Below are 23,365 nucleotides of genomic sequence, written 5' to 3'. Positions count from 1 at the left end.
ACGGCGATTTCGCATGCACCCCTTTCACCTTCGCAACGGGAGTTACCATGGCTACACGTTCTACCATCATGGATACCAACAGTTTTCGTGCTGAGCACGCCGACGGACTGGATGCGGCAACCCGCAAGCTAACCGACAAGCGCAGCAAAGTGTTGGGCGAGTCGTATCGCCTGTTTTACCGCAAGCCAGTGCATTTAGTGCGCGGCGAAGGGCAGTATGTGTGGGATGCCGCCGGTGATAAATATCTTGATGTGTACAACAACGTGGCGAGCATTGGTCACTGCCATCCGGCGGTGATTGAGGCGGTGAATCAGCAGATGAAGATGCTGAACACCCACACGCGCTATCTGCACGAACGCATTCTCGATTACACCGAAGAGTTGCTGGCGACCACGCCAGATGCCATCGATCGCGCCATGTACATGTGTACCGGTTCGGAAGCCAACGATTTGGCGATCCGCGTGGCGCGGGCTTTCAGCGGCGGCACCGGCATTATCGTGTCGCAGGAGGCGTATCACGGCACCAGCGATCTCACGTCAGGTGTGTCGCCCGCCCTCGGCAGCGGACAGCCGTTGGCGGCAACCACGCGTCTGGTTTCACCGCCGGATGCCTATCGCGTGAATGCGCCCGATCTCGGCGAGTGGTTTGCCAATGAAATCCAGCAGCAGATTGACGATATGAAAGCGCACGGCATTAAGTTTGCCGGCTTCCTCGCTGACTCGATCTTCTCATCCGATGGCGTATTGCCGAACCCGCGCGGCTTCCTGCAAAAAGCGGTCGATGTGGTGCATGCCAACGGCGGGATTTTCATTGCCGATGAAGTGCAGCCGGGCTTTGGTCGTACCGGCGATGCGTTCTGGGGCTTTGCGCGTCACGGCGTGGTGCCTGATGTGATCACCACCGGCAAGCCAATGGGCAACGGCATTCCGGTTTCAGGTTTGCTGGCGAAAAGCGATGTGCTAGCGGCATTTAGTGACGAGATTCCTTACTTCAACACCTTTGGCGGTAATCCGGTGGCGATGGCCGCCGCGCAAGCGGTGCTGACGGTAATTAAAGAAGAGGGCTTGCAGGAGCACAGCCGCGTGGTGGGCGCCAGGCTGTTGAGTGAACTGCAGAAACTAATGGATCGTCACGAGTCGATCGGCGACGTGCGCGGTGCGGGCCTGTTTATTGGTTTCGAACTGGTGCAGGATCGCGCCAGTAAAACGCCGGATAAAGCGCTGGCGCTGGATTTGATCGAGAAACTGCGCGAACACCGCGTGTTGACGTCAGTGGCGGGACCTTACGGCAACGTGCTGAAGTTGCGTCCGCCGTTGGCGTTCCAGGAAGCGGATATCGATTGGCTGGTGGGCGCGCTGGATAAATCGCTGAGTGAGCTGGGGCGTTAACAGATCATTGATTGTGCACATTTTGTCGCGGCGCGATTTATCGCGCAATAAATTGCGCCGCTACGATATGTGCAGGTTTACGCAGCTGCGGTTTCCTCGGCGAAAATGCTCTCCATCTTCTGCCACGCCTGCGCGACATCGTCATCCAGATTAAACAAACCTGACGTGCCCACAATGAACACATCCACGCCGGAAGCGGCGATTTGTTTAAAAGTGCGCGCATTGCATGAACCATCAATTTCGGTCAGATAGTGATAACCGTGCTCTTCGCGCATGGCGATCAACTGACGAATCTTATTCAGCGTTTGCGGGATAAATGTCTGCCCGGCGAAACCCGGATCCACTGACATCACCGTGACTTTATCCAGCAGGTGCGCATATTCACGAATAGTTTCTGCCGGTGTGGCCGGATTTAACACCACGCCGCAGCGACGGCCTGCGTCTTTAATTTGCGTCAGCAGGCGGAAAATTTTGTTATTAGCGGTTTCCGGGTGGAAGCTAATAATATCGGCGCCGGCCTCAATGCACATCGGGATAATATCTTCGGGGTGATTTACCATTAAATGCACATCAATCGGCACATCGGTAATTTTACGCAGGTTCTCAATAAAGAACGGCGACAGCGTAATATTCTTCACATAGCTGCCATCCATAATATCGACATGATAAAAGGCGGCGGTGCTATTCATCGCTTCAACCTGCTCGCGAAAACGCGTGAGATCCATGCACATTAAGGAGGGGGAGAATTTGGCTTGCATAACTTATTTCCTCATTACAACAACAGCGCCCGCAGGCGCTGTTGATGACATCAATGGAAGAACGAAATAATGTGGCCGAGCACAATACCAACAATGCCGAAGTCGGCATCACCGAAGGTGGTGGAAGCGAAGCCGAGGTCGCCCATCAGCGGCAGCAGAATCGCTGGCAGGAAGGAGATCAGCAAGCCTTGCACAAAGGCGCCGATCACTGCGCCGCGACGTCCGCCAGTGATATTGCCGTAGACGCCGGCGGTCGCACCGCAGAAGAAATGCGGTACCAGACCCGGAACAATAACGCTTAGACCAAACAGCGGACACAGGAACATGCTGATCAAGCCGGCGGAGAAGCTCGACAGGAAGCCGATGATTACCGCGTTCGGCGCGAACGGGAACACGGTTGGGCAATCCAGCGCCGGTTTGGCGTTGGGTACCAGCTTATCGGCGATACCTTTAAAGGCCGGCACGATTTCGGCAATCACCATGCGCACACCGGCGAGGATGATATAGACGCCCGCAGCAAAGGTGATCGACTGAATGATGGCGAACACAATGTAGTTTTGGCCGCCACTGATGCTTTCGGTGAATTCTTTACCGGCAACCAGAACCAGCGCGATAAACAGAATCATCATGGTCAGCGAAATCGCTACCGATGAGTCGCGCAGGAAGTTGAGGGTTTTCGGCACCTTAAGCTCTTCAATCGACGGGCTGCCTTTACCGACCATTTTGCCCACTAACGCGGAGAGCAGATAGCCGGTTGAGCCAAAGTGGCCGAGCGCCAGATCGTCCGAGTTGGTGATTTTGCGGGTGAACGGCTGCAGAATCGCCGGGCAAACCACCATCATGGTGCCGAGAATCAGCGAACCAATCAGCACCAGCCAGAAGCCGTGAATGCCGCCTACCGACAGAATTACCGCCAGCATCGCCGACATATACAGCGTGTGGTGACCGGTCAGGAAGATGTATTTCAACGGGGTAATGCGCGCCAGCAAGATGTTCACCAGCATACCAAACACCATGATCATGGCGGTTTCGGTGCCGTAACTTTTCTGCGCCAGCGCGGCCATTGCATCCGTATTTGGCACTACGCCCTGAATATTAAAGGAGTGCTCAAACAGCTGGCTGAAGATGGTCAATGTGGCCGCAATTAAATTGGCCCCGGCGATGAGAATAACAAAACCCATGATGGTTTTAAGCGTACCGGAAATAACATCAGAAACCGGTTTCTTTTGCAGTAATAAACCAAACAGGGAAAAAAGGCCGACAAGTATAGCGGGTGTTCCAAGAACATCCTTAATTATAAACTGCAGCATAACTTACTCCATAGTGAGTAAAGTTTTTCGGGATAAACTGTTATTAGATATTTTCAGCCAGAATTTCTTTAATCTTTGCATTATCCAGCAGGTTTGTCAGACCAACGACTTTCGCGCTGTGCCCGGCTAATTGGTCGGCAATATCTTTTGCGGCAATGATTAAATCAGCCTGTTCAGATTTCGCAGAGGTTAAATCGGTGTGGCCCACTTCCGCTTCTTTGCCTAATTCCGCCACAATCTTCTTCACGTTCATTTCAACAATAAAGCTGCTACCTAAACCATTTCCACACACAATCAGCACTTTTTTCATCATAGGGTTCTCTGGTTATTTATTTTCAATGACAGCTTCAATCGCTGACAGGGAAGAAGCCGACAGCAACTGCTGCAGGCGGGATTCGTCGCTGAACACGTCCGCTAAGGCGGTGATCATCTGAATGTGATCGTCACCAGATACCGCGCACAGCATGATGACCACATAAACCGGATCGTTTTCATCGGCCTGAAAATTCACGCCATTTTTCACATGCAGCAACGACAGGCCGTTTTTGCGCGCGCCTTGTTCCGGGCGGGCATGCGGCATCGCCAGGCCCGGCGCCAGCACGTAGTAAGGGCCGAGTTCGGCATGTGAAGTGAAGATAGCATCGAGATAAGCCGGGCTGATCGCCCCAGCGGCCAGCAGCGGTTCGGCAGATAATCGCACTGCTTCCTGCCAGTCGCTAACCTGCTCTACTACCCGAATATGTTGCGGCGTTAGCCATTGAGTGAGCATCAGTCATTCCTGTTTATTCGTCGATGGAGTGCAATGTAGGTTATTTTCTCAGCGGTTTTCTGTGATGATTGTCGCAAAAGTTAGCGCTAACACCGTTATTGTTAAAAAACGTGTTATCGCTAACATTTCCTTGCTGTGCGTTTGTCTTGGTTGCAAGCACCTGACATGCTCAATCATTCTGAAAAGATCGCGGGGTGAGGGATGCCCGAAACTGTGGTTTTTCACATGGCGCGTTAACAGATTTGGTTTTAAGCTGCGTCCTGGCAAAAAAGTAGCGAGTAATGCAGGAGATCGCATGACAGAAAAGAAACGGCGCGGTACCGGCAAAAGTACTTTAGCCGATGTTGCCCGTTTGGTAGGTGTAAGCACCATGACTGCGTCGCGCGCGTTGCGCATGCCGGAGAAAGTGTCGCCTGAAATTCGCGCCAAAATCGATGCGGCGGTGATTGAGCTCTCCTATGTACCGAACGTGCAGGCGAGTAATCTCGCATCGGCGACATCACGCCTGATCACCATGGTGGTACCGTCGTTTGCCACGCCGGGCAGTGCGATTGTGTCGGAAGCGCTACAGGAAGTGCTGCGCCCGCAGGGCTATAACATGATGCTGGCGGAAGCCAACCATTCGGCTGCGGAAGAGAGCGAGCTGATCGAAATGCTGCTCTCCTATAATCCGGCGGCGATGGTGCATTTCAATTTTGATAACGCCGCCGAAGCGCATCGTCTGCTGAGCAATTCCGGGCTGCCGGTGATGGATATTGGCGGCGTGCATCAGGATTCGGCGGGGATCAGCATTGGTGTCGATTACGCCAAAGCGATTCGCCAGTTGGTGCAAAGTCTGGTCGAGCGCGGCTATCGCAATCTCGGTTTGCTGTGCACGCAGAGTAATAACACCATCTTCCGCCAGCTGCTGAATGGCTGGCATAGCGGCATGCTGGCGATGAATCAGGCGCCGCATCGCGTGGTGACCTCGCCGAAAATGCCGACCTTTGCCGCCGGGCACAGCTTGCTGGCGGAAATTCGCCTGACCTGGCCGGAGCTGGATGTGCTGATTTGCACCAGCGATGAAGTGGCCTGCGGCGCTATCATGGCGTGCCATGCGGCGGGGATTGCGATTCCCAGCCAGTTGGCGATTGCCAGCATCGGCGGCGGTCCGCTAGCGGCCGTATGTTCGCCGCCGCTCACCAGCATTGTGCTGCCGTATGAAGAGATGGGGCGCATGGCGGGTAAACGTCTGCTGGCGGCGCTCAAAGGTGATGAGCCGCCAGCCATCAATGAACTGCCGGTGCAGCTAAAACTGCGCGCCAGCAGCCACAAGGTGTAGCCGTGCGTGCGCACCTTTTCCCAGATTCATCAAATCCTTATCAATTCTAAGGCATTGATAACCCTTTTACGGATCATGTTTTTAACTATAATGATCCGACTGCTTACGCGGCACGCCCAGTGAGGTGGTGCTGCAAAACACTAAAATGGAGAGGAAGAACATGAGTTATTCACTGCCATCCCTGCCGTATGCGTACGACGCACTGGAACCGCACTTCGACAAGCAGACGATGGAAATCCATCACACTAAACACCACCAGACCTACGTTAACAACGCTAACGCTGCGCTGGAAGGTACCGAATTCGCTGACCTGCCGGTAGAAGAGCTGATCACCAAACTGGATCAGCTGCCAGCAGACAAAAAAGGTCCACTGCGTAACAACGCAGGCGGCCACGCTAACCACAGCTTCTTCTGGAAAGGTCTGAAGCTGGGCACCTCGCTGCAGGGCGACCTGAAAGCCGCCATCGAAAAAGATTTCGGTAGCGTTGAAGCTTTCCAGGCTGAGTTTGAGAAAGCCGCGACTACTCGCTTCGGTTCAGGCTGGGCGTGGCTGGTGAAAAAAGGCGACAAACTGGCTGTGGTTTCAACCGCAAACCAAGATAGCCCGCTGATGGGTGAAGCCGTTGCTGGCGTTTCAGGCACGCCGATCATCGGTCTGGACGTGTGGGAACACGCTTACTACCTGAAGTATCAGAACAAACGTCCTGATTACATCAAAGCATTCTGGAACGTAGTGAACTGGGACGAAGCTGCAGCACGTTTCGCTGCTGCGAAGTAAGTTCAGGCGATAGCCGCAACGCACTAAACCGGTGATCTCTTCACCGGTTTTTTTTCGCCTTTATAAACCCTTGCTAAACGACCTGAATATTCCCGCACACGACTATTCCGCTGCGAAAGCTATTAACCTGCCGTTGATAATTTGGGGCATATAGTGGCGATAATTTGTCTCGCCAAGCCTAAATAATCATGTCTACTATCACAACTTCTGTGACGAATAATGATTCGTCAGCACCGCTGTTTTTGCCGTTAATAAGCGGAAAGTTCAGGCCAAATAAATTATGGAATAGCGGAAGATTTCGCGCGAAATTTGCCTTAAGATCGCTGGTGTTTCCTGTAACTACCTTTAATTACCTGCATCAGTTGGCGCAATTATCTGCGTTACCACAGCTGTTGACCATGCAGGGTTTGCTGCCGGCGAAGCCACATCGTCCTTATCTGCGTGCGGGATTCAGCGTGGCGCAGCGCGCACAGGCGATCATCGATCACTATACGTTGATGGATCAGTTAGACAATGCGGCGCTGCGTCAGCTGTTGCAGAGTCCGGGTGATAATTTACTGGCCAACCTGAGCGGCAAAAATGATGAGACGTATGTGATTCACTGCTGTCCGGGCCGCTTTGACCGTGAAGGTGAAATTACTTTGGAATTGCGCTATGAAACGCAGTTAATTGCGTCGCTCTCTTTCTCAATTATTCGCGAACAGCAGAAGCGCACGTTATTAATTGGTGGATTGCAGGGGCCGCGTAAGCATATTTCTAACGATGTGATTCGCGATGCCACCAAAGCGGCGCACGGCGTATTCCCAAAACGCCTGCTGATGGAAGTAGTATTTAATCTGGCGGAACAGTGTGGCGTTGAGGCGATCACCGCCGTTGGCGATACCACGCACGTGTTTCGCAGCCTGCGCTACCGTCACAGTAAAGGTGATAAGTTCTTTGCCAGCTACAGCGAGTTTTGGTTGTCGTTGGGTGGCGTGGCGCGTGCCGATGAGCTATTTACGTTGCCGTTACGCGCGGAGCGTAAAGATCTGGAAGAGATTGCCAGCAAGAAGCGCGCCGAGTATCGCCGTCGTTATGCCTTGCTGGACAGTCTGAATGAACAAGTTCATCAGGCGGCGGGTATCCTACGCGACGTTTCACACGCCGCGTAAGTCAAGATTAGAACGGCTGCTTCGCGTAGCCGGTCATCACTTTCAGTCCCATCTCACGTCCGAGCGCGGTCATTGGGTGTACCACCACCAGGCCGCGCACGCTTTTCTTGAATGCGCCCATGTTGGCTTGTTCTTTTTTGGTGATTTCGCGGCTAAAGCCCAGCTTCTGCAGCTGTTGCGCTTCTTTGCTCAGCTTCTCGGTGCGCACACCGCGCAGGCGCTCAATTTCCAGCTCCAGCTTCTCTTTTTCACGCAGCAGTTCACCGAGCTTTTCGGCATCGCCAGAGGCTAACAGCGGGGCTTCTTTGCGGTTGAGCGCATCGAGCTGATCGCTCAGAAGTTTGATCTCGGCTTTTTCTTGTTCTTTCATTGGGGGAAAACTCGTTAAGGAAAACAGGCAAAGGATACATCAAATTCAGGCAACTTTGCAGCGCATGACTTCGCGCGATAAATCGCGCCGCGACAATGCGTGCTGATTTAAGACGTAGATGCCTCACGCGCACTTATCCGCAGCGGCACGCTTCATCGTGCTTGTTCATACAAAAACTACAGCGCCGGCTTTTTAAACACCTGCTTATGCGAAATCCGTGAAATCAGCTCGGTGAGCGACAGCACCATGGTTGAACGCACCATCTGCAGATAGCGCTGTTGCTGCATGGAGCGCAGTTGGTCGTCGTCACGGTTGAAGTCTGGCTGCGGTGGCCAGGCGGCCACGCAGTGCAGTTCGCCAAACGGGCCGAGGATCTCATCGTCGGTAAAACGATAATCGCTGATATCGTGATTCAGCTCCTCACGCAGCGCCAGCAGCAGTTCACAATCTTCGTACTCATGCCGGTTGATCACGCCCAGGCCGTAAATCAGCTTGAGGCGAACCGAGAGTTCGCCCAGCGGACCATCACCCAGCAGCAGCGGTTCTACCGCGTATTTAACCGCGTAATCGTCCTTGCGAAATACTTGCAGCACCAGCAGGTTAACCGCTTCGGTCAGCAGCTCAACGGCGGCGATCAGGAAGCTTCTCACCGAACGACCGGCGTTCAGGCGCTCAAGCACCCGGTTTTCAAAAGCCTGCTTCTCTTCCATCATTGCCTGCATCGTTCAGCTACCGCCAGCGGGCACGCAAGCGCGCCCGAGTTAACCACTAAAGGGCGCGCATTATGCCATAGCGTTGTAAGCGCTCACCACTGAGGTGACTACTTCGCTGTTGGCATCCAGGCCAGAAATTTCCGCCAGCGTGGCTTGCGGGCCTTTTTCTGCCAGCAGCGCGACCAGTTCCTGCGCCTGCGGATCGGCTTCGCTGCGATAGTGCATCGCGGCGGCAATGCCCTGAACCAGATTATCGTGCGGCAGCTGATACTCCAGCGTGCCCAGCGTTGGCTTGATCAGGCGATCGCCCGCGCTCAGTTTACGCAGTGGCTGACGACCGACGCGCTCAACGTCATCTTTCAGGTAAGGGTTTTCAAAGCGGGTGAGGATTTTCTGGATATAGGCAGCATGTTTATCGGCTTCAAAACCATAACGCTTGATCAGCACGGCGCCGCTCTCCTGCATCGCGCCTTGCACTACCGCACGCACGTTCTCATCGAGAATCGCGTCACGAATGGTAGCGTGACCAGCCAGCTGGCCAAGATACGCGGTGATGGCGTGACCGGTGTTAAGGGTGAACAGCTTGCGCTCAACGAATGCCATCAGGTTGTCGGTCAATTCCATGCCAGGAATGTTCGGCAATTCCCCTTTGAACTGGGTTTTATCAACAATCCACTCGCTGAAGGTTTCAACTGTCACTTCCAGCGGATCGGTGGTGCCCGCTTCGGACGGCGGCACGATGCGGTCTACTGCGGAATCAACGAAGCCAACATGCGTTTCAACCCATGCGTGATACTGCTTTGGCAGCGCTTTTAGCACGTGCTGCTTCAGCTGGCTGGTACCGCGCACCATGTTTTCACAGGCGATGATGTTGAGTGGACGCACATTACCGCTGTCGCTGCGTTTGGCCAGACCTTTCGCGACGCCACCGGCGATGCGCTCCAGAATCTGCGGACCAACCGCTGTGGTCACGATATCAACCTCAGCAATCAGCGTAACGATGTCATCGCTGGTGCTGTTAACGGCGCTCACGCCTGTTACGATTTCGACTTTTGCCTGTTCGCCAACCACATGAACCGGATACTCATGACGGGCGTTAAGGGCATCAAGTACCACCTGATTGACGTCAGCAAACACCAGCTCGATGCCGGCATCTGCCAGTAACTTACCGATAAAACCGCGACCGATGTTACCTGCTCCAAAATGTAACGCTTTCATAAATTTGACCCATATCAAATGACGAAAGGGCGGGCAAGTCCGCCCCGGAAATGTGGGACGGGCTTACCCGCCCCAGGGAAGGTAAAACGGGGTATTACGCTTTGACGGTGCTGCCCGAGAGCAGATCCAACACGTCCTGCACGCTGGTGGTATTGGCCAGCTTCTCAATCACGCTGTCATCATCCAGCGCGTTGGTCAGGCTGGTAATCACCTGAATGTGCTCGTTGTTGCGAGCGGCGATACCAATCACCAAACGCGCCACGTCTTCTGGCTCATCACCAAACTGCACGCCCGCCGGATACTGACAGAACACCACGCCGGTTTTCAGCACGCGGTCTTTCGCTTCTACGGTTCCGTGTGGTACAGCAATGGATTCACCGAGGTAAGTTGGCGTCAGCTTTTCGCGTTCCAGCATCGCTTCAACATATTCCGGCTGCACGTAGCCGCCTTTCACCAGCTGCTCACCCGCAAAGCGAATCGCCTGCTCTTTATGGGTGGCACTCAGACCGAGGAACACGTTGTCTGCACCCAGTTTGAACAGGTGCGCGTTGCCTTCGTCGTAGCTGTCAGCCAGCGTGGTCTGCACGGTTTCACGACGCGCTTCGCTGCGGTTAGCGGCCACCAGACGTTCGGTCAGGTTGCTGTACAGCGCGCTATCGAGGAAGTTGTTCAGCGAAATGTGCTGCGCCTGCGGCGCCTGACGCATTGCACGTTCGGTCAGATCGCGGTGGGTAATCACCAGATCAACGTCGCCCGGCAGCGAGTTAATCGCCGTGTTGGTGACAGAGATATTGCTCAGACCCGCGTCCTGCACTTTTTTACGCAGCACGCCTGCACCCATCGCACTTGAACCCATACCGGCGTCACAGGCTACGATGATTTTACGCACGTGGTTCAGGTCAACGCTCATCGCATCGCCAGCAACTGGCGAACCGGCAACAGCCTGACCTTTTGACTGCGCTTTCATATCCTGCATGCGCTGCGTCGCCGCTTCGATGTCGTCATCTTCTTTCACTTTGCTGGTTTTCAGCAGAATAGCTGAGACCACAAAGGAGACGGCAAACGCAGCGATAATGGCAGCGATATTCGCGAAGTAAGCGCCTTTTGGCGTCATCGCCAGCACCGCCAGGATGGAACCTGGAGAAGCCGGAGAGACCAGGCCGCCGTTCAGCAGTGTCAGGGTGAATACGCCAGTCATACCGCCGAGAATAACCGCCAGCAACAGACGCGGCGCCATCAGCACGTATGGGAAGTAAATTTCGTGGATACCACCAAGGAAGTGGATGATCGCTGCACCGCCTGCAGATTGTTTGGCGCTACCGCGACCAAATACCATGTAGGCAACCAGTACGCCCATACCCGGACCTGGGTTGGCTTCAATCAGGAAGAAGATTGATTTGCCTGCCTCGCTCGCCTGCTGGATACCCAGCGGCGAGAAGATACCGTGGTTGATGGCGTTATTAAGGAACAGGATTTTCGCCGGTTCAACAAAGATTGAGGTCAGCGGCAGCAGGTTGTTCTGCACCATCAGATTCACGCCCGCGGCGAGAATGTGAGACAGGCCTTCAACCAGTGGACCGATAGCGACAAACGCCAGCAGCGCCAGCAGCATACCGATGATACCGGCCGAGAAGTTGTTAACCAGCATCTCGAAGCCGCTTTTGATCTTGCCATCAACAACGCGGTCAAAGGATTTGATTGCCCAGCCGCCCAGCGGACCGGCAATCATGGAGCCGAGGAACATCGGCATATCGGCACCGACGATCACGCCCATGGTGGTGATCGCACCGACCACGCCACCGCGATCGCCGCCAACCAGACGGCCACCGGTGAAACCAATCAGCAGCGGCAGCAGGTAGGTGATCATTGGGCCGACGAGTTTCGCCAGCGTTTCGTTTGGAATCCATCCGGTTGGGATGAACAGCGCAGTGATGATACCCCATGCGATAAACGCACCGATGTTAGGCATCACCATATTACTCAGAAAGCGACCAAAGCTCTGAACCTTGACCTTTACTGATGAGGACATAAACCCACCCCTTATTGAGACGCGCTGCAATAAGAGAGCGCGTTTGTTTTTGTTTGAACGTTACGGCGGGGGCCGTGGCATTACTGTATGCACGCGGACTCTAGCACTAGTTTATTACGCTGCGTAGAGCTGCACCTAAGTGTGATGCAGATCACGCTAAGCTGGGGTGGTTGGGGGGCAATAAGGTGACATCGATCACAAAAAGGCGCTGTAAGAAAGCAACGGTGCCGAAAAATTAAGCAAAACAAGGCGATGAATGTGACTTAAGTCACCTTTTTAAGTAGGTGCTTTGTTGTGTAAGTGTGATCAATGTCACAAACTATTTTTGGTCGAAAATGCGCCAGATCACAATCTGCAGCAGCAGATAAGTGAGCTGTAAGGAAGTGACGAAATTCTGAAAAGGGATAACAGACTTTCAGGGTCGCCATTGATGGCGACCACTAAAATAGTTCGGCTGTTACAACCCGCCTTGCACCGCATTTTGCGCTTGCGTCAGCGCTTGCGCGTTGCTGGAGAGATTGCTCATCAGCGTGTTGTATTGCGTTGCCTGATCCTGGGTTGGGAACTGTACGCCGCCATCGTTGAAGGTTACGCGCGTGCCTTGCGATTGCAGATAGTCGCCGGTTTGCACGGCTGCCTGGCTCAGCGCCTGCAGCTGTGGCAGCAGCGGAATCAGCGTGCTCGCTGGCTGCGTCACGACTTTGACGTAGGCCGCGTCATACACTTTCTTCAGATCATCCGGCTGCTTCAGGGTGGCTTTGCTGCTGTCCGCCTGCATTTTGGCGCTCTGAATCTGCTGGGTCAGCACGCTCAGATTGCCGCTGGCCTGGCGCAGGCTATCGCGACGCGTGAGGTAATCCTGTGGTACACGAATCGCTGCTAACTCATCAACCACCGGGCGCATACCTTGCTCAATCGCCTGATTGGTCTGCTGCGAGAAGCCATAAAGGATGGCGTAGTCGCTGGCGTAATTGCCGAAGGTTTGCTTTTGGTTTTCACTCAGGCTTGGCAGATGTTCGCCACTGCGCATCACCGTGTTCTGAAGGAAGTCACTGAACGCTTTACGCTGATCGCCCTCTTTGTCACCGCAGGCTGTGAGTTGCAGCACCACTAACGCGCTGACCATCAGCATGCCGGTACGCATCCAGATGCGAGAAATTCCTGACGCCATGATGAACTCCTGTTATGGCTAATTCGATTCGATGGGAATGGTCCTAAAGAATAGTGCAATGGCCTGACGGGTACAACGGGCGGCGTTTGCCTGGTGCGCATAAATGCGCACCCGATAAGGAAATGGCGGAATTCCAGGGTCACCAATAATGGTGACCGTTTTAACACGTTAAATCAAAACACCAGCGCCTGCCCATCCTTACGGCTTTCAGTGGCGGCGATATAGAAGCCTTGTGGATCGCGCACAATCGCCTGCGCACCGCCGAAGTTATAGCCGAGCAAAGGATCTTCCAGCGTGATCTGGTGCCCCATCTCGCGCAGCTTCGCCAGCACGTTACGGTCGATGCCGGGTTCAACCACCACCGCACGTCCTTGTTCAACGCGCCAGCGCGGTGCATCAATCGCTGCCTGCGGGTTTTGCTTATGCTGCATGATGCGTAGCGCCATCTGCAAATGACCTTGCGCCTGCATCGGGCCGCCCATCACGCCAAACGACATCAGCGGCTGGCCGTCACCGTCGAGGGCAAACGCCGGAATGATGGTGTGGAACGGACGTTTGCCGCCGGCGACCACATTGGGATGCTGCGGATCGAGCGAGAAACCGCAGCCACGATTTTGCAGGCTAATGCCGGTGCCCGGCACCACTACGCCAGAACCGAAGCCCATGTAGTTTGACTGTATAAAGGAAACCATCATGCCGCTGGCATCAGCGGTAGAAAGATAAACCGTGCCGCTCTGCTGCGGGGAGCCAAAGGTAAAATCTCCTGCCCAATCGGGATTAATCAACTGCGCGCGTTGTTTTAAATACTCATCACTGAGAAGCAATTCTGCCGGGAACTCAAGGTGATCGTAATCGCTGACGTAGCGATCCAGATCGGCCAGCGCCAGCTTCATCGCTTCAATCGACAGATGCAGCCACGGCACCGAATCCGGTTCATAGCGACCAATATCCCACTGCTCAAGAATGCCCAGCGCAATCAAGGTGGCAATGCCCTGACCGTTCGGCGGCAGTTCCTGCACCGATCCGCCCGCAAACGGGCGCGATAACAATTCTACCCAGTCGACGCGATGATTTTTCAGATCATCAAGGCTCAGCGCCGCACCATGCTGCTTAGCAAACGCCACTATCTTTTCAGCCAGCTCGCCACGATAGAAGGCTTCACCGCGCGTTTCGGCGATTTTTTGCAGCGTTTCGGCTTGCGCCGGATTACGGAACAGCTCGCCGGCACGCGGCGGTCGTCCATCGGGCGCAAAGCACTCGAGGAAGCCGGGCTGATCTTTCAGCTTGTGGTAGGCGCGTTGCCATAGATGACCAATCAGCGGTGAAACCGGGAAACCATCGCGTGCGTATTCAATAGCCGGTTGCGCTAGCGTGGTGAGCGGCAGCGTGCCAAAGCGTTCGGCCAGCTCCACCCACGCCGAAACCGCGCCCGGCACGGTGACCGCTTCCCAGCCAATTTCCGGCATGGCATCGCGTCCGGCAAAGCGTTCCGGGTTCCATGCGGCGGGCGAGCGGCCCGAGGCATTCAAACCGTGCAGCTGTTTGCCATCCCAGATAATCGCAAAGGCGTCACTGCCGAGTCCGTTGCCGCTAGGCTCCAGCACGGTCAATGCCATTGCACTGGCAATCGCCGCATCTACCGCATTGCCGCCCTGTTGCAACATACGCATCCCGGCTTGCGCCGCCAGCGGCTGCGAAGTGGCAACCGCGTTGCGTCCCATCATCGGTACGCGGTGTGAGGCATAGCTGACGTTAAAATCCAGTTCACTCATGATCGTTCCTTAGTGTGAGTCATCACGTGGGTCGAGCGCGTCGCGCAAACCGTCGCCCAGCAGGTTGAAGCCCTGCACGGTGAGAAAAATAGCCAGGCCGGGGAAAATCGACATCCACGGCGCCTGTTCGAGAAAGCCTTTGGCGGTATTCAGCATCGCACCCCATGAAGGCGAGGGCGGTTGCTGGCCGAGGCCAAGGAATGAGAGGCTGGCTTCGGTAATGATCGCCGAAGCAATCGCCAGCGTGGCCTGCACCAGAATTGGCGATAGCACATTGGGCAGCACGTAACGCAGGATGATCCAGCGATCGGGCAGGCCAATCGCTCGCGCGCCGTCAATATAATCTTCGTGGCGAATGGCGATCACCTGGCCGCGCGTCAAGCGCGCGAAAATCGGCATCGCAGATAAACCGATGGCAATCATAGCGTTTGATAAGCTCGGGCCGAGAAACGCTCCCAGCGCGATTGCCAGAATCAGAAACGGGCATGCCAGCAGCGCTTCGATAAAGCGCGAAATAATGCCGTCGCACCAGCCTTGCCAGTAACCGGCAATCAACCCAAGCGGCACACCAATCAGAATGGCGATCAGCACCGAAATGCAACCCGCCAGCAGCGAAGTACGCGCGCCCCACACCAGCCGAGACAAAATATCGCGCCCCAGCTCATCGGTGCCAAACCAGTGCAACACCGTAGGTGCTTTACGCACCGCAAGGAAATTGGCTTTGATGGGATCAAACGGTGCCAGCCACGGTGCCAGCAGCGCCACGGCGACAAACAGCAGCACAATCACCGCACCAATCAGCGCACTTTTATTACGCAGGAACTTTTTCAGCACCCGACGATTCGGCTTTGCCACTGCAGGCAGTGCGCCAGCGGTTAATACCTCGCTCATGGTCAGCCTCGCATTTTCGGGTTAATGATCATATAGAGCACATCGGCCAGCAGATTGAGCAGCAAGAAGCCAATCGCCACCACCAGCACCACGCCTTGCACCACGGCGTAATCACGGTTGAATACCGCATCGACAATCATCTTGCCAAAGCCGGGCAGCGTGAAGACCTGCTCGGTCAGCACCGCGCCACCCAGCAACTCGCCAAACAGCAGCGTGGTGAGAGTAACTATCGGCATCAGCGCATTACGTAACGCATGCTTGAGCACCACTTTCTTTGCCAGCAGCCCTTTGGCGCGTGCGGTGCGAATGTAATCCGCTTTCAGCACGGCGATCATTGAAGCGCGAGTGTGGCGCATTAACGTGGCGGCCAGTCCGGTACCAAGCACCAGCGCCGGCAGCAGCAGCGTTTTCAGGTTCTGCGCCACATCTTCGCTAACCGGCACAAAACCCGATGCCGGCAGCCATTGCAGGTGCACGGAAAACAGCAAAATCAGCAGAATACCGAGCCAGAAGTGAGGCACTGAAATCCCGGAAAGCGCGACAAAGTTGGTGGTGTGATCGACCCAACTGTCTTTGCGCACTGCGGCGATGATGCCCATGCTGATGCCAATCACCAGCGCGATAATCATCGCCAGCAATGACAATTCCAGCGTGACCGGCAATTTGCTGGCGATCAGCGCCGTCACCGGCTCTTTGGTGCGCAGCGACATGCCCAAATCGCCGGTTAGCGCATTACCCATCCAGGCGAAATATTGCGCGGGGATCGGATCGTCCAGATGATATTCCGCCCGCAGCTGGGCGATAACCGCTGGATCGCGCTCTTCGCCCGCCATCGCCAGCACCGGATCGCCCGGCAGCAGCTTTTGCAGTGCGAACACCATAATGCTCACCAGCAGCAGCGTCGGAATGGCCAGCAATAGCCGTTTTACAATCAGTTCCAGCATCCTCGCTCCTTAGCGGTTTACTGCGCCAGACTTACGCCAGCCAAACGTACCAATCCGTCCGGCCAGGCTTTGAAGCCCTGCAGTTTTTTCGACATGCCAAAAATGCGTGGCTCAAAGTAGAGGTAAGCAATCGGCATATCGCTTTGCAGTTGGTTCACCACCTGGGTGTAGAGCGCCTGACGCTGTGCCTGGTCGTTGGTGAGACGCGCGGCATTCAGCCACTCATCGACCTGCGCATTGCTGTAGCGTCCGTCATTGAGCGTGCCTTTGCTGTTAATAAACGAATAGATGCTGCCGTCCGGATCCGGACGACCAGACCAACCCGACAGGCTAAGCTGATAATCCCCGCGCTGCTGGCGATCCAACAGGGTGGCGAACTCACTCATTTGCAGATTGAGGTTGAAACCGGCTTCACCGACCATCGCCTGAATCACCTGGCCCACCTGCTGCGCGGTCGGGTTATTGCTGACCAGCAGCGTCAGATTCAGCGGTGTGGTAACACCCGCAGCCTTCAGCAGTGCTTTGGCTTTCTCAACATCGCGCGGTGCGATCGGTGTTTTGACGTGATACGCGCTGACCGGTGAAAACGCCTGATTGGCTGGCGTATATAAGCCTTCAAACGCCACCTGATTCAGCGCATCACGGTCAATCGCCAGTGAGAACGCTTCACGCACCCGCGCATCTTTCAGCGGACTATTAGCATCGACTTTGCCGTTGTTGATATTGAAAGTGATGCCCTGATAACCAAGACCTGTGACTTTTGCCAGCGCCAGTTTGCTATCGGCTTCAACGGTTTTCACATCGCTGGCGGCCACGCCTTCGGTGAGATCCAAATCGCCCGCACGCAGGTTCGCGAGGCGCACTGAAGCATCCGGGATCGGCAGGAAAATCACCTTATCGAAGTGATAGGCGCCTTTATTCCAGTAATTGTCATAGCGCTTGAGCACGATGCGATCCTGCTGAACACGGCTGTCGAACTGATACGGGCCAGAGCAGACCGGATGAGCGGCGAAATCGGGCTTTTTCGCCGCTTCCGGTGCCAGCATGGCTCCGGCGCGGTCGGTCAGCTGGCTCAGCAGCGCCGCATCCGGGTTTTTCAGGTGGAACTTCACCTGCATCGGGCCGCTCACTTCCACGCTTTCAATCGAGGAGATTTCACTTTTACGCAGCGAACCCGGCAGCGTTTGCGCACGTTCGATATTGAATTTCACTGCTTGCGCATCAAATTTTTCGCCATCGTGGAAGGTCACGCCGCTGCGCAGATTCATGGTCAGCGTTTTGCCGTCCTCGCTCCACGCCCAATCGGTCGCGAGACCCGGTACCACTTTGAGGTTTTGGTCAACATCGACCAAACGATCGCACATGGCCGCAAACACAAAACGGCCGTAATAGGTGCGCGCCAGATGCGGATCGAGCATGTCGGGATCGGCGCCCAGGCCGATGCGAATCACGCTGTCAGCCTGGCTGTGGGCGCTAGCCCCGAGCAGTAACAGACCGCTGAGGGCGGTTAATAACGTATGACGAGCTTGCTTCACGGTGTATCTCCAGAGGTTAGGCTTGCTGATTCACCGCCTGCTCAAACAGGGCGCGGCGACGTAAAAAAGCGGCGGAAGGTGGCGCAAGGGTGATGACGCTGCGATCGCGATTAATCTCCTGCCAGCGGTGACAGGCAATTTGACGGCCGCCGCTCAGCACCTGATTAATCGGTTCAAACTGGCGACATTCCGCTGTGGCATAGGGACAACGGGTATGAAAACGGCAGCCGCTAGGTGGATCTGCAGGGTTGGGCAAATCACCCTGCAGCATGGGGATGGTGCGACTGACGCCCGGCTGCATTTGTGGCGCGGAGGCAATCAACGCTTGCGTATAAGGATGGAGCGGCGCATCAAAAATCTCATCGACGCTGGCCAGTTCGACAATCTGACCGAGATACATCACCGCCACGCGATCGCTCATATGGCGGATTACCGCCAAACCGTGCGCCACGATCACCATCGTCAGGCCAAACTGCTGTTTCAGGCTCTCAAGCAGATTCACCACCTGCGCCTGCACGGACACATCCAGCGCTGAAACCGGCTCATCGCCGAGCAGTAATTTCGGCTGTGAGGCCAGCGCGCGGGCAATACCAATGCGCTGGCGCTGACCGCCTGAAAACTCGTGCGGGTAACGTTCGGCCCAGGCCGCAGGCAGGCCAACGGTGCGCAGCAGTTCGGCGACGCGCGCGTGGCGCTGATCGCGGCTCATCTTTTCATGCAGCCACAAAGGTTCGCCCACAATCTGCTGCACCGTCATGCGCGGATTGAGCGAGGCAAACGGATCCTGAAAGATAATCTGCAATTCGCGACGCAGCTGATTGAGCCGCGCGCCGCTGGCATCGGTGATGCTTTCACCCTGATAGAACACGTCGCCGGCGCTGGCGGCTAATAAACGCAGCAGCAAACGTCCCAGCGTCGATTTACCGGATCCGGATTCGCCGACAATCGCCAGCGTTTCGCCCGGCATCACCTGTAGCGCAACGCGATCAACCGCCGTCACGCCGCGATTGCGTGAAAACAGCCGGTTGCCGGTGGAGAAGGTTTTGCTTAAATCGCGGCACTCTAAAATCGGCTTCATACACTTTCTCCCAGCGTGACGTGTTGCTCTAACGGAGCGCGGAAACAGGCCACCTGATGATCGTTCGCCAGTGCACGCAACGCCGGACGATGCTGGTGGCAGCGTATTTCGGCGAAGGGGCAACGCGTGGCAAAGCGGCAGCCAGCCGGCATATTTTCCGGCAACGGTACCTGGCCGGGAATGGTGGCTAACGCACCTTCGCGTGCGCTCAGGCTAGGAATTGAGCCCATCAGGCCAATGGTGTAAGGATGCTGCGGATCGTTGAAAATACGCTCCACGCTGCCGCTCTCCACCACCTGACCGGCATACATCACCGCCACGCGCTGCGCCACTTCCGCTACCACGCCGAGGTCATGCGTGATCATCAATACTGCGGTGCCCGTTTCCTGTTTTAGGGTGTTCAACAGCGCCAGAATTTGCGCCTGAATGGTGACGTCGAGCGCGGTAGTGGGTTCATCGGCAATCAACAGTTTTGGCTGGTTGATCAGCGCCATGGCAATCATCACGCGCTGGCGCATGCCGCCGGAGAGCTGATGCGGATAGGCTTTCAGCCGCTGTTCCGCCGCTGGAATTTGCACTTTTTGCAGAATCGCCAGCGCCGCGTCCATTGCCCGGCGCTTACTCACTTTGCGATGGCGCATTACCGCTTCGCTCAGCTGATCGCCAAGCGTGAAGGCTGGATTAAGCGAGGTCATCGGTTCCTGAAAAATCATCGCCAACTGGTTGCCACGCAGGCTGGCGTATTCACTGCTGCTGAGTTGGCGCAGATCGCGGCCATCAAACAGCATGTCGCCCTGCAAGATTTGCGCACTGTCAGGCTGCAAACCCATCAACGTGAGTGAGGTGATGCTTTTGCCGCAGCCCGATTCACCGACCAGCGCCAGCGTTTCTCCCGCCTGTAGCTCCAGAGAAATATCATCCAGTACCGTGACCGGCGAGCCGCGAAACTGCACGCGCAGATTGCGTAGCGATAAAACGGGATGTGCGGTCATGGCGCTTCCTCCTGGCGGGAATAGAGCGTTTCCATCAGCGCCTGTTGCAGCGCAAGCAGATGCTCACGCATCGCCGCTGCCGCTTCATGGGGCTGGCGCTGGGCGATGTGCATCACCAGCCGCTGATGATGGGTGTCATAGTTATCCAGGCGTGCCGGGGTACGCGCCTGCACCCGCAAATGCTGCCAGCCGGGATCGCGGCGCACCGCATCGACGGCATCAAACAGCCCGAGCATCAAACGATTGCCCGCCGCTTCGGCGATGGCGCGATGGAAGGCGCTGTCCCACAGTTCATGCTGATCGCCATCTTCAGGCGGCGTGATGGCGTGCATGCGCTCCAGCAGGCGTTTCATTAAGGCGATTTGTTCTTTGGTGGCGCGCAGGGCGGCAAGACTTGCCAGCCCCGGCTCCAGCTGCAAACGCGCTTCCATCACTTCAAGCAGATTCGATTGCTGTGGCAGATCCTGTAGCACCAGCGGCTGCACTGGCGCGGAGGGCCCAACAAAGGTGCCTTTGCCCTGTTTACGCCAGATGCGGCCCTCTTCTTCCAGCACATCTAATGCCCGGCGAATTTCACGACGACCGATGCCAAACCGCTCGGCTAACTCACGTTCGGTGGGCAGCGCGCGATCGGGCGTGTGCTCCTGCTGCTGAATCAGCTGGCGCAGTTGCTCAAGTGCGGTGCTGGAGTTGCGGCTGGTTTCTGGCGTGTCATTCATAATTGGTTCGCCTGCTTATGCATCAGAAAAAGATCGGTAATCGCCGCGTATCCAGCACTTTTCCTGATGAAAGGCGAATTCGGCAGCTTTCTTAGCGTAGGCAAGAAGTGAACCAATATTTAATTGGTTCGGATTAGCGTGTCATCAATGTGTAATAACCACATGATCGCAAAGTAAAAGTTTTTTTCAGTGCCGGTTGAGAATTGCGATAAGCGTCAACGTCCTCACCGGCATGCTGCTTCACGGTGGTGCGCGCGCGCTGCTTATCTGTGCAATGCCAGCAGTGCGGCGACGCGCGGTGAGTTAATAACCGATGGTTTTCAGCGGGATATAACCTTGGCATCTATTTTGTATGTGTTAACGCAGATGCAGGAGCGATAGCGGGCAACCGAGGTCGCCAGACAATTTGCAATGGGTCACTAGGGTTCCGGTCGAAAGATGCTGGTCCGAGAGTGACCGACCGTCCTCTGACGGTTACACGGCGGGAAAAAAGCCCGGGAGGAAAGCGAGAACGTTGCTCGCCGCCTCCTGCTTTTTTTTCGTCCGTTAACGCCAGAGGAACCATCATGATCAAAGCCTGCCTTCGCCTGCTGTTGCTTTGCACCATCACGCTGTTCAGCGTCAACACGCTGGCCGCCGACAAACCCTCCTTTAAGATTTGCTGGTCGATCTACGCGGGATGGATGCCGTGGGATTACGCGCAGCAGAGCGGCATCGTCAAAAAATGGGCCGACAAATACGGCATCGATATCCAGTTTGTGCAGGTTAACGACTACATCGAGTCGGTGAATCAATACACCGCCGGGGGTTTTGCGGGTTGCACCATGACTAACATGGATGCACTGACCATTCCGGCCACCGGCGGCGTCGATAGCACGGCGCTGATCGTTGGCGATTACTCCAACGGTAACGACGGCATTCTGCTGAAAGGCGCGGGCAACCTCTCAGCGCTGAAAGGCAAGCCGATCAACCTGGTCGAACTCTCGGTTTCGCATTACCTGCTGGCGCGGGCGCTGGAGAAATCCGGCATGAGCGAGAAAGACGTCAAAGTGGTGAACACCGCCGATGCCGATTTGGTGGCGGCGTTCGGCACCGCCGACGTCAACGCTATCGTTACGTGGAATCCGCTGCTCGCCGAAGCGGAGAAGCAGCCGAACAGCCATCTGATTTTCTCTTCCGCGCAAATTCCGGGCGAAATCCTCGATCTGCTGGTGGTCAACAGCGCCACGCTGCAGAAGTATCCGCAGCTCGGCAAAGCGCTGACCGGCGCGTGGTATGAAACGTTGAAAACCATGTCCGGCCCAACCGACAGCGCTAAAGCGGCACGTACACAAATGGCGCAGGCTTCCGGCACCGATCTGGCGGGCTTTGACCAGCAGCTGGCCGCCACGCATCTGTTTAGCGATGCCAAAACCACCCTCGACTTCGTCCAAAGCCCACAGCTCAAAACCACCATGCAGATGGTCGCCGAGTTCTCGTTTAAGCACGGTTTGCTGGGCGAGGGCGCGCCGAGCGCCGATGTGGTTGGCGTGGCAACGCCTGCGGGCAATTGGGGCGATGCGGGTAACCTCAAACTGCGCTTCACCGATGAGTACACCAAAATGGCCGCCGCCGGGCAGCTGTAAGCGAGGCGATGCCGATGCGTAAGTTGATCAACTACCAACCGCTGCCGCTGGGGCGCTTGCTGCTGGGCATTCTGCCGCTGCTGGCGCTGCTGCTGGTGTATCTGTTCGCGTCGGATGCGCGTCTCAGTCTGAATGCGGCAGACAAGCTGTTGCCGGGCTTTAACGCCATGGGCGACGCCTTCAGCCGCATGGCGTTTCAGCCCAGCCCGCGCACCGGCGAATATCTGTTGTGGAGCGATACCGCCGCCAGTTTGCTGCGTTTGCTGTGTGGTGTGGCGATCAGCGCGCTATTGGCGCTGGCGCTGGGTCTGTTCACCGGCGCGCTGCCAGTGGTGCGTGCGGTGCTGGCGCCGCTGGTGACGCTGTTTGCGTTGGTGCCGCCGCTGGCGATTCTGCCGATTCTGTTTATCTGTTTTGGTCTCGGCGAAGTATCGAAAGTGGTGCTGATTGTCATCGGCATTACGCCGCTGATTGCCCGCGATTTGCAGCTGCAGGTGCAGAAGATCCCGCGCGAGCAGCTGGTAAAAGCGCAGACGCTCGGCGCGCACAGCGCGCAGATTTTATGGCGCGTGATCCTGCCGCAGCTGATGCCGCGGCTGTTGGATGCGGTACGGCTGTCGCTGGCGTCGGCGTGGCTATTTCTGATTGCCGCCGAAGCCATCGCCGCCACGGAAGGCCTGGGGTATCGCATCTTCCTGATGCGGCGTTATCTGGCAATGGATGTGATTCTGCCCTACGTGGCGTGGATCGCGCTGCTGGCCTTTCTGCTCGACCTGTTGCTGCGGCTGGTTAGCCGTCGCTGCTGGCCGTGGTATCACGCGAAATAAGGGGCG

Annotated in this window: 22 protein-coding genes and 1 riboswitch; of the genes, 6 read left to right on the top strand and 16 right to left on the bottom strand. The window is 56.0% G+C overall.

Going from position 1 to position 23,365, the window contains the following annotated elements; all coding sequences use genetic code 11:
* The first annotated feature begins 47 nt into the window (after positions 1-47).
* Positions 48-1,388: an aspartate aminotransferase family protein gene (locus tag K5Y30_RS20540; protein ID WP_110867874.1), complete on the top strand. Its 1,341-nt coding sequence runs from the start codon at positions 48-50 to the stop codon at positions 1,386-1,388.
* Positions 1,389-1,465: 77 nt separating this feature from the next.
* On the opposite strand, the gene alsE is transcribed toward K5Y30_RS20540, so the two are convergent.
* Genes alsE through K5Y30_RS20520 form a run of 4 tightly spaced genes read right to left on the bottom strand, consistent with a single transcriptional unit; the run spans position 1,466 to position 4,225 of the window.
* Complete coding sequence (gene alsE / locus K5Y30_RS20535; protein WP_192236849.1) at positions 1,466-2,146, bottom strand: D-allulose 6-phosphate 3-epimerase; 681 nt, start codon at positions 2,144-2,146, stop codon at positions 1,466-1,468.
* A gap of 50 nt (positions 2,147-2,196) precedes the next feature.
* Complete coding sequence (locus K5Y30_RS20530; protein WP_110867875.1) at positions 2,197-3,456, bottom strand: PTS ascorbate transporter subunit IIC; 1,260 nt, start codon at positions 3,454-3,456, stop codon at positions 2,197-2,199.
* A gap of 43 nt (positions 3,457-3,499) precedes the next feature.
* A complete protein-coding gene (locus K5Y30_RS20525; RefSeq protein WP_101763934.1) occupies positions 3,500-3,766 on the bottom strand; it encodes a PTS sugar transporter subunit IIB in 267 nt (88 codons plus the stop codon).
* A 15-nt stretch (positions 3,767-3,781) separates the two neighbouring features.
* Entirely contained in the window at positions 3,782-4,225 is a 444-nt protein-coding gene (locus tag K5Y30_RS20520; protein ID WP_222213166.1) for a PTS sugar transporter subunit IIA, read from the bottom strand.
* Between the two features lie 295 nt (positions 4,226-4,520).
* Between K5Y30_RS20520 and K5Y30_RS20515 the strand changes: the two genes are divergently transcribed.
* The 3 genes from K5Y30_RS20515 to K5Y30_RS20505 all read left to right on the top strand — a co-directional run bounded on the left by K5Y30_RS20515 (position 4,521) and on the right by K5Y30_RS20505 (position 7,475).
* Positions 4,521-5,546: a LacI family DNA-binding transcriptional regulator gene (locus tag K5Y30_RS20515; protein WP_101763827.1), complete on the top strand. Its 1,026-nt coding sequence runs from the start codon at positions 4,521-4,523 to the stop codon at positions 5,544-5,546.
* A 160-nt stretch (positions 5,547-5,706) separates the two neighbouring features.
* Positions 5,707-6,324, top strand: coding sequence for a superoxide dismutase [Mn] (gene sodA / locus K5Y30_RS20510; protein ID WP_101763826.1), 618 nt, complete (start codon positions 5,707-5,709; stop codon positions 6,322-6,324).
* Between the two features lie 188 nt (positions 6,325-6,512).
* A complete protein-coding gene (locus K5Y30_RS20505; RefSeq protein ID WP_222213164.1) occupies positions 6,513-7,475 on the top strand; it encodes a VirK/YbjX family protein in 963 nt (320 codons plus the stop codon).
* Between the two features lie 7 nt (positions 7,476-7,482).
* On the opposite strand, the gene K5Y30_RS20500 is transcribed toward K5Y30_RS20505, so the two are convergent.
* The 12 genes from K5Y30_RS20500 to K5Y30_RS20445 all read right to left on the bottom strand — a co-directional run bounded on the left by K5Y30_RS20500 (position 7,483) and on the right by K5Y30_RS20445 (position 20,907).
* Positions 7,483-7,845, bottom strand: a complete 363-nt coding sequence (locus tag K5Y30_RS20500) for a YibL family ribosome-associated protein (protein WP_007893377.1) — start codon at positions 7,843-7,845, stop codon at positions 7,483-7,485.
* 176 nt (positions 7,846-8,021) lie between these two features.
* On the bottom strand, positions 8,022-8,567 hold the full coding sequence (mtlR, locus tag K5Y30_RS20495; protein ID WP_192236852.1) for a mannitol operon repressor MtlR: 546 nt from the start codon (positions 8,565-8,567) through the stop codon (positions 8,022-8,024).
* 60 nt (positions 8,568-8,627) lie between these two features.
* A complete protein-coding gene (gene mtlD / locus K5Y30_RS20490) occupies positions 8,628-9,776 on the bottom strand; it encodes a mannitol-1-phosphate 5-dehydrogenase (protein ID WP_222213162.1) in 1,149 nt (382 codons plus the stop codon).
* A gap of 94 nt (positions 9,777-9,870) precedes the next feature.
* On the bottom strand, positions 9,871-11,805 hold the full coding sequence (locus K5Y30_RS20485; protein ID WP_222213160.1) for a PTS mannitol transporter subunit IICBA: 1,935 nt from the start codon (positions 11,803-11,805) through the stop codon (positions 9,871-9,873).
* Positions 11,806-12,262: 457 nt separating this feature from the next.
* Entirely contained in the window at positions 12,263-12,976 is a 714-nt protein-coding gene (locus K5Y30_RS20480; protein WP_110867877.1) for a DUF3053 domain-containing protein, read from the bottom strand.
* 173 nt (positions 12,977-13,149) lie between these two features.
* Entirely contained in the window at positions 13,150-14,748 is a 1,599-nt protein-coding gene (locus K5Y30_RS20475) for a gamma-glutamyltransferase family protein (RefSeq protein ID WP_222213158.1), read from the bottom strand.
* Between the two features lie 9 nt (positions 14,749-14,757).
* On the bottom strand, positions 14,758-15,639 hold the full coding sequence (locus tag K5Y30_RS20470; protein WP_222213156.1) for an ABC transporter permease: 882 nt from the start codon (positions 15,637-15,639) through the stop codon (positions 14,758-14,760).
* A 2-nt stretch (positions 15,640-15,641) separates the two neighbouring features.
* A complete protein-coding gene (locus tag K5Y30_RS20465; protein ID WP_137384873.1) occupies positions 15,642-16,583 on the bottom strand; it encodes an ABC transporter permease in 942 nt (313 codons plus the stop codon).
* Between the two features lie 17 nt (positions 16,584-16,600).
* Positions 16,601-18,118: an ABC transporter substrate-binding protein gene (locus K5Y30_RS20460; RefSeq protein ID WP_192236854.1), complete on the bottom strand. Its 1,518-nt coding sequence runs from the start codon at positions 18,116-18,118 to the stop codon at positions 16,601-16,603.
* A gap of 16 nt (positions 18,119-18,134) precedes the next feature.
* Positions 18,135-19,196, bottom strand: coding sequence for an ABC transporter ATP-binding protein (locus K5Y30_RS20455; RefSeq protein ID WP_101763817.1), 1,062 nt, complete (start codon positions 19,194-19,196; stop codon positions 18,135-18,137).
* Complete coding sequence (locus K5Y30_RS20450; RefSeq protein ID WP_222213154.1) at positions 19,193-20,188, bottom strand: ABC transporter ATP-binding protein; 996 nt, start codon at positions 20,186-20,188, stop codon at positions 19,193-19,195. The genes K5Y30_RS20455 and K5Y30_RS20450 overlap by 4 nt, the downstream gene beginning before the upstream one ends.
* Complete coding sequence (locus K5Y30_RS20445; protein WP_101763815.1) at positions 20,185-20,907, bottom strand: FadR/GntR family transcriptional regulator; 723 nt, start codon at positions 20,905-20,907, stop codon at positions 20,185-20,187. Before K5Y30_RS20445 ends, K5Y30_RS20450 begins: the two co-directional genes overlap by 4 nt.
* 408 nt (positions 20,908-21,315) lie before the next feature.
* A riboswitch (guanidine-I (ykkC/yxkD leader) is annotated at positions 21,316-21,410 on the top strand.
* Between the two features lie 63 nt (positions 21,411-21,473).
* Between K5Y30_RS20445 and K5Y30_RS20440 the strand changes: the two genes are divergently transcribed.
* Both K5Y30_RS20440 and K5Y30_RS20435 read left to right on the top strand, forming a co-directional pair.
* Entirely contained in the window at positions 21,474-22,532 is a 1,059-nt protein-coding gene (locus tag K5Y30_RS20440) for a putative urea ABC transporter substrate-binding protein (RefSeq protein WP_222213151.1), read from the top strand.
* 14 nt (positions 22,533-22,546) lie between these two features.
* Positions 22,547-23,359, top strand: a complete 813-nt coding sequence (locus K5Y30_RS20435; RefSeq protein WP_222213149.1) for an ABC transporter permease — start codon at positions 22,547-22,549, stop codon at positions 23,357-23,359.
* The last annotated feature ends 6 nt before the right edge of the window (positions 23,360-23,365 follow it).

The sequence above is a fragment of the Pantoea sp. DY-5 genome (assembly GCF_019795955.1).
Lineage (GTDB): Bacteria > Pseudomonadota > Gammaproteobacteria > Enterobacterales > Enterobacteriaceae > Pantoea > Pantoea leporis.
The sequence above is the reverse complement of the archived record's forward strand: the minus strand, read 5'-3'. Positions and strand labels throughout refer to the sequence as shown.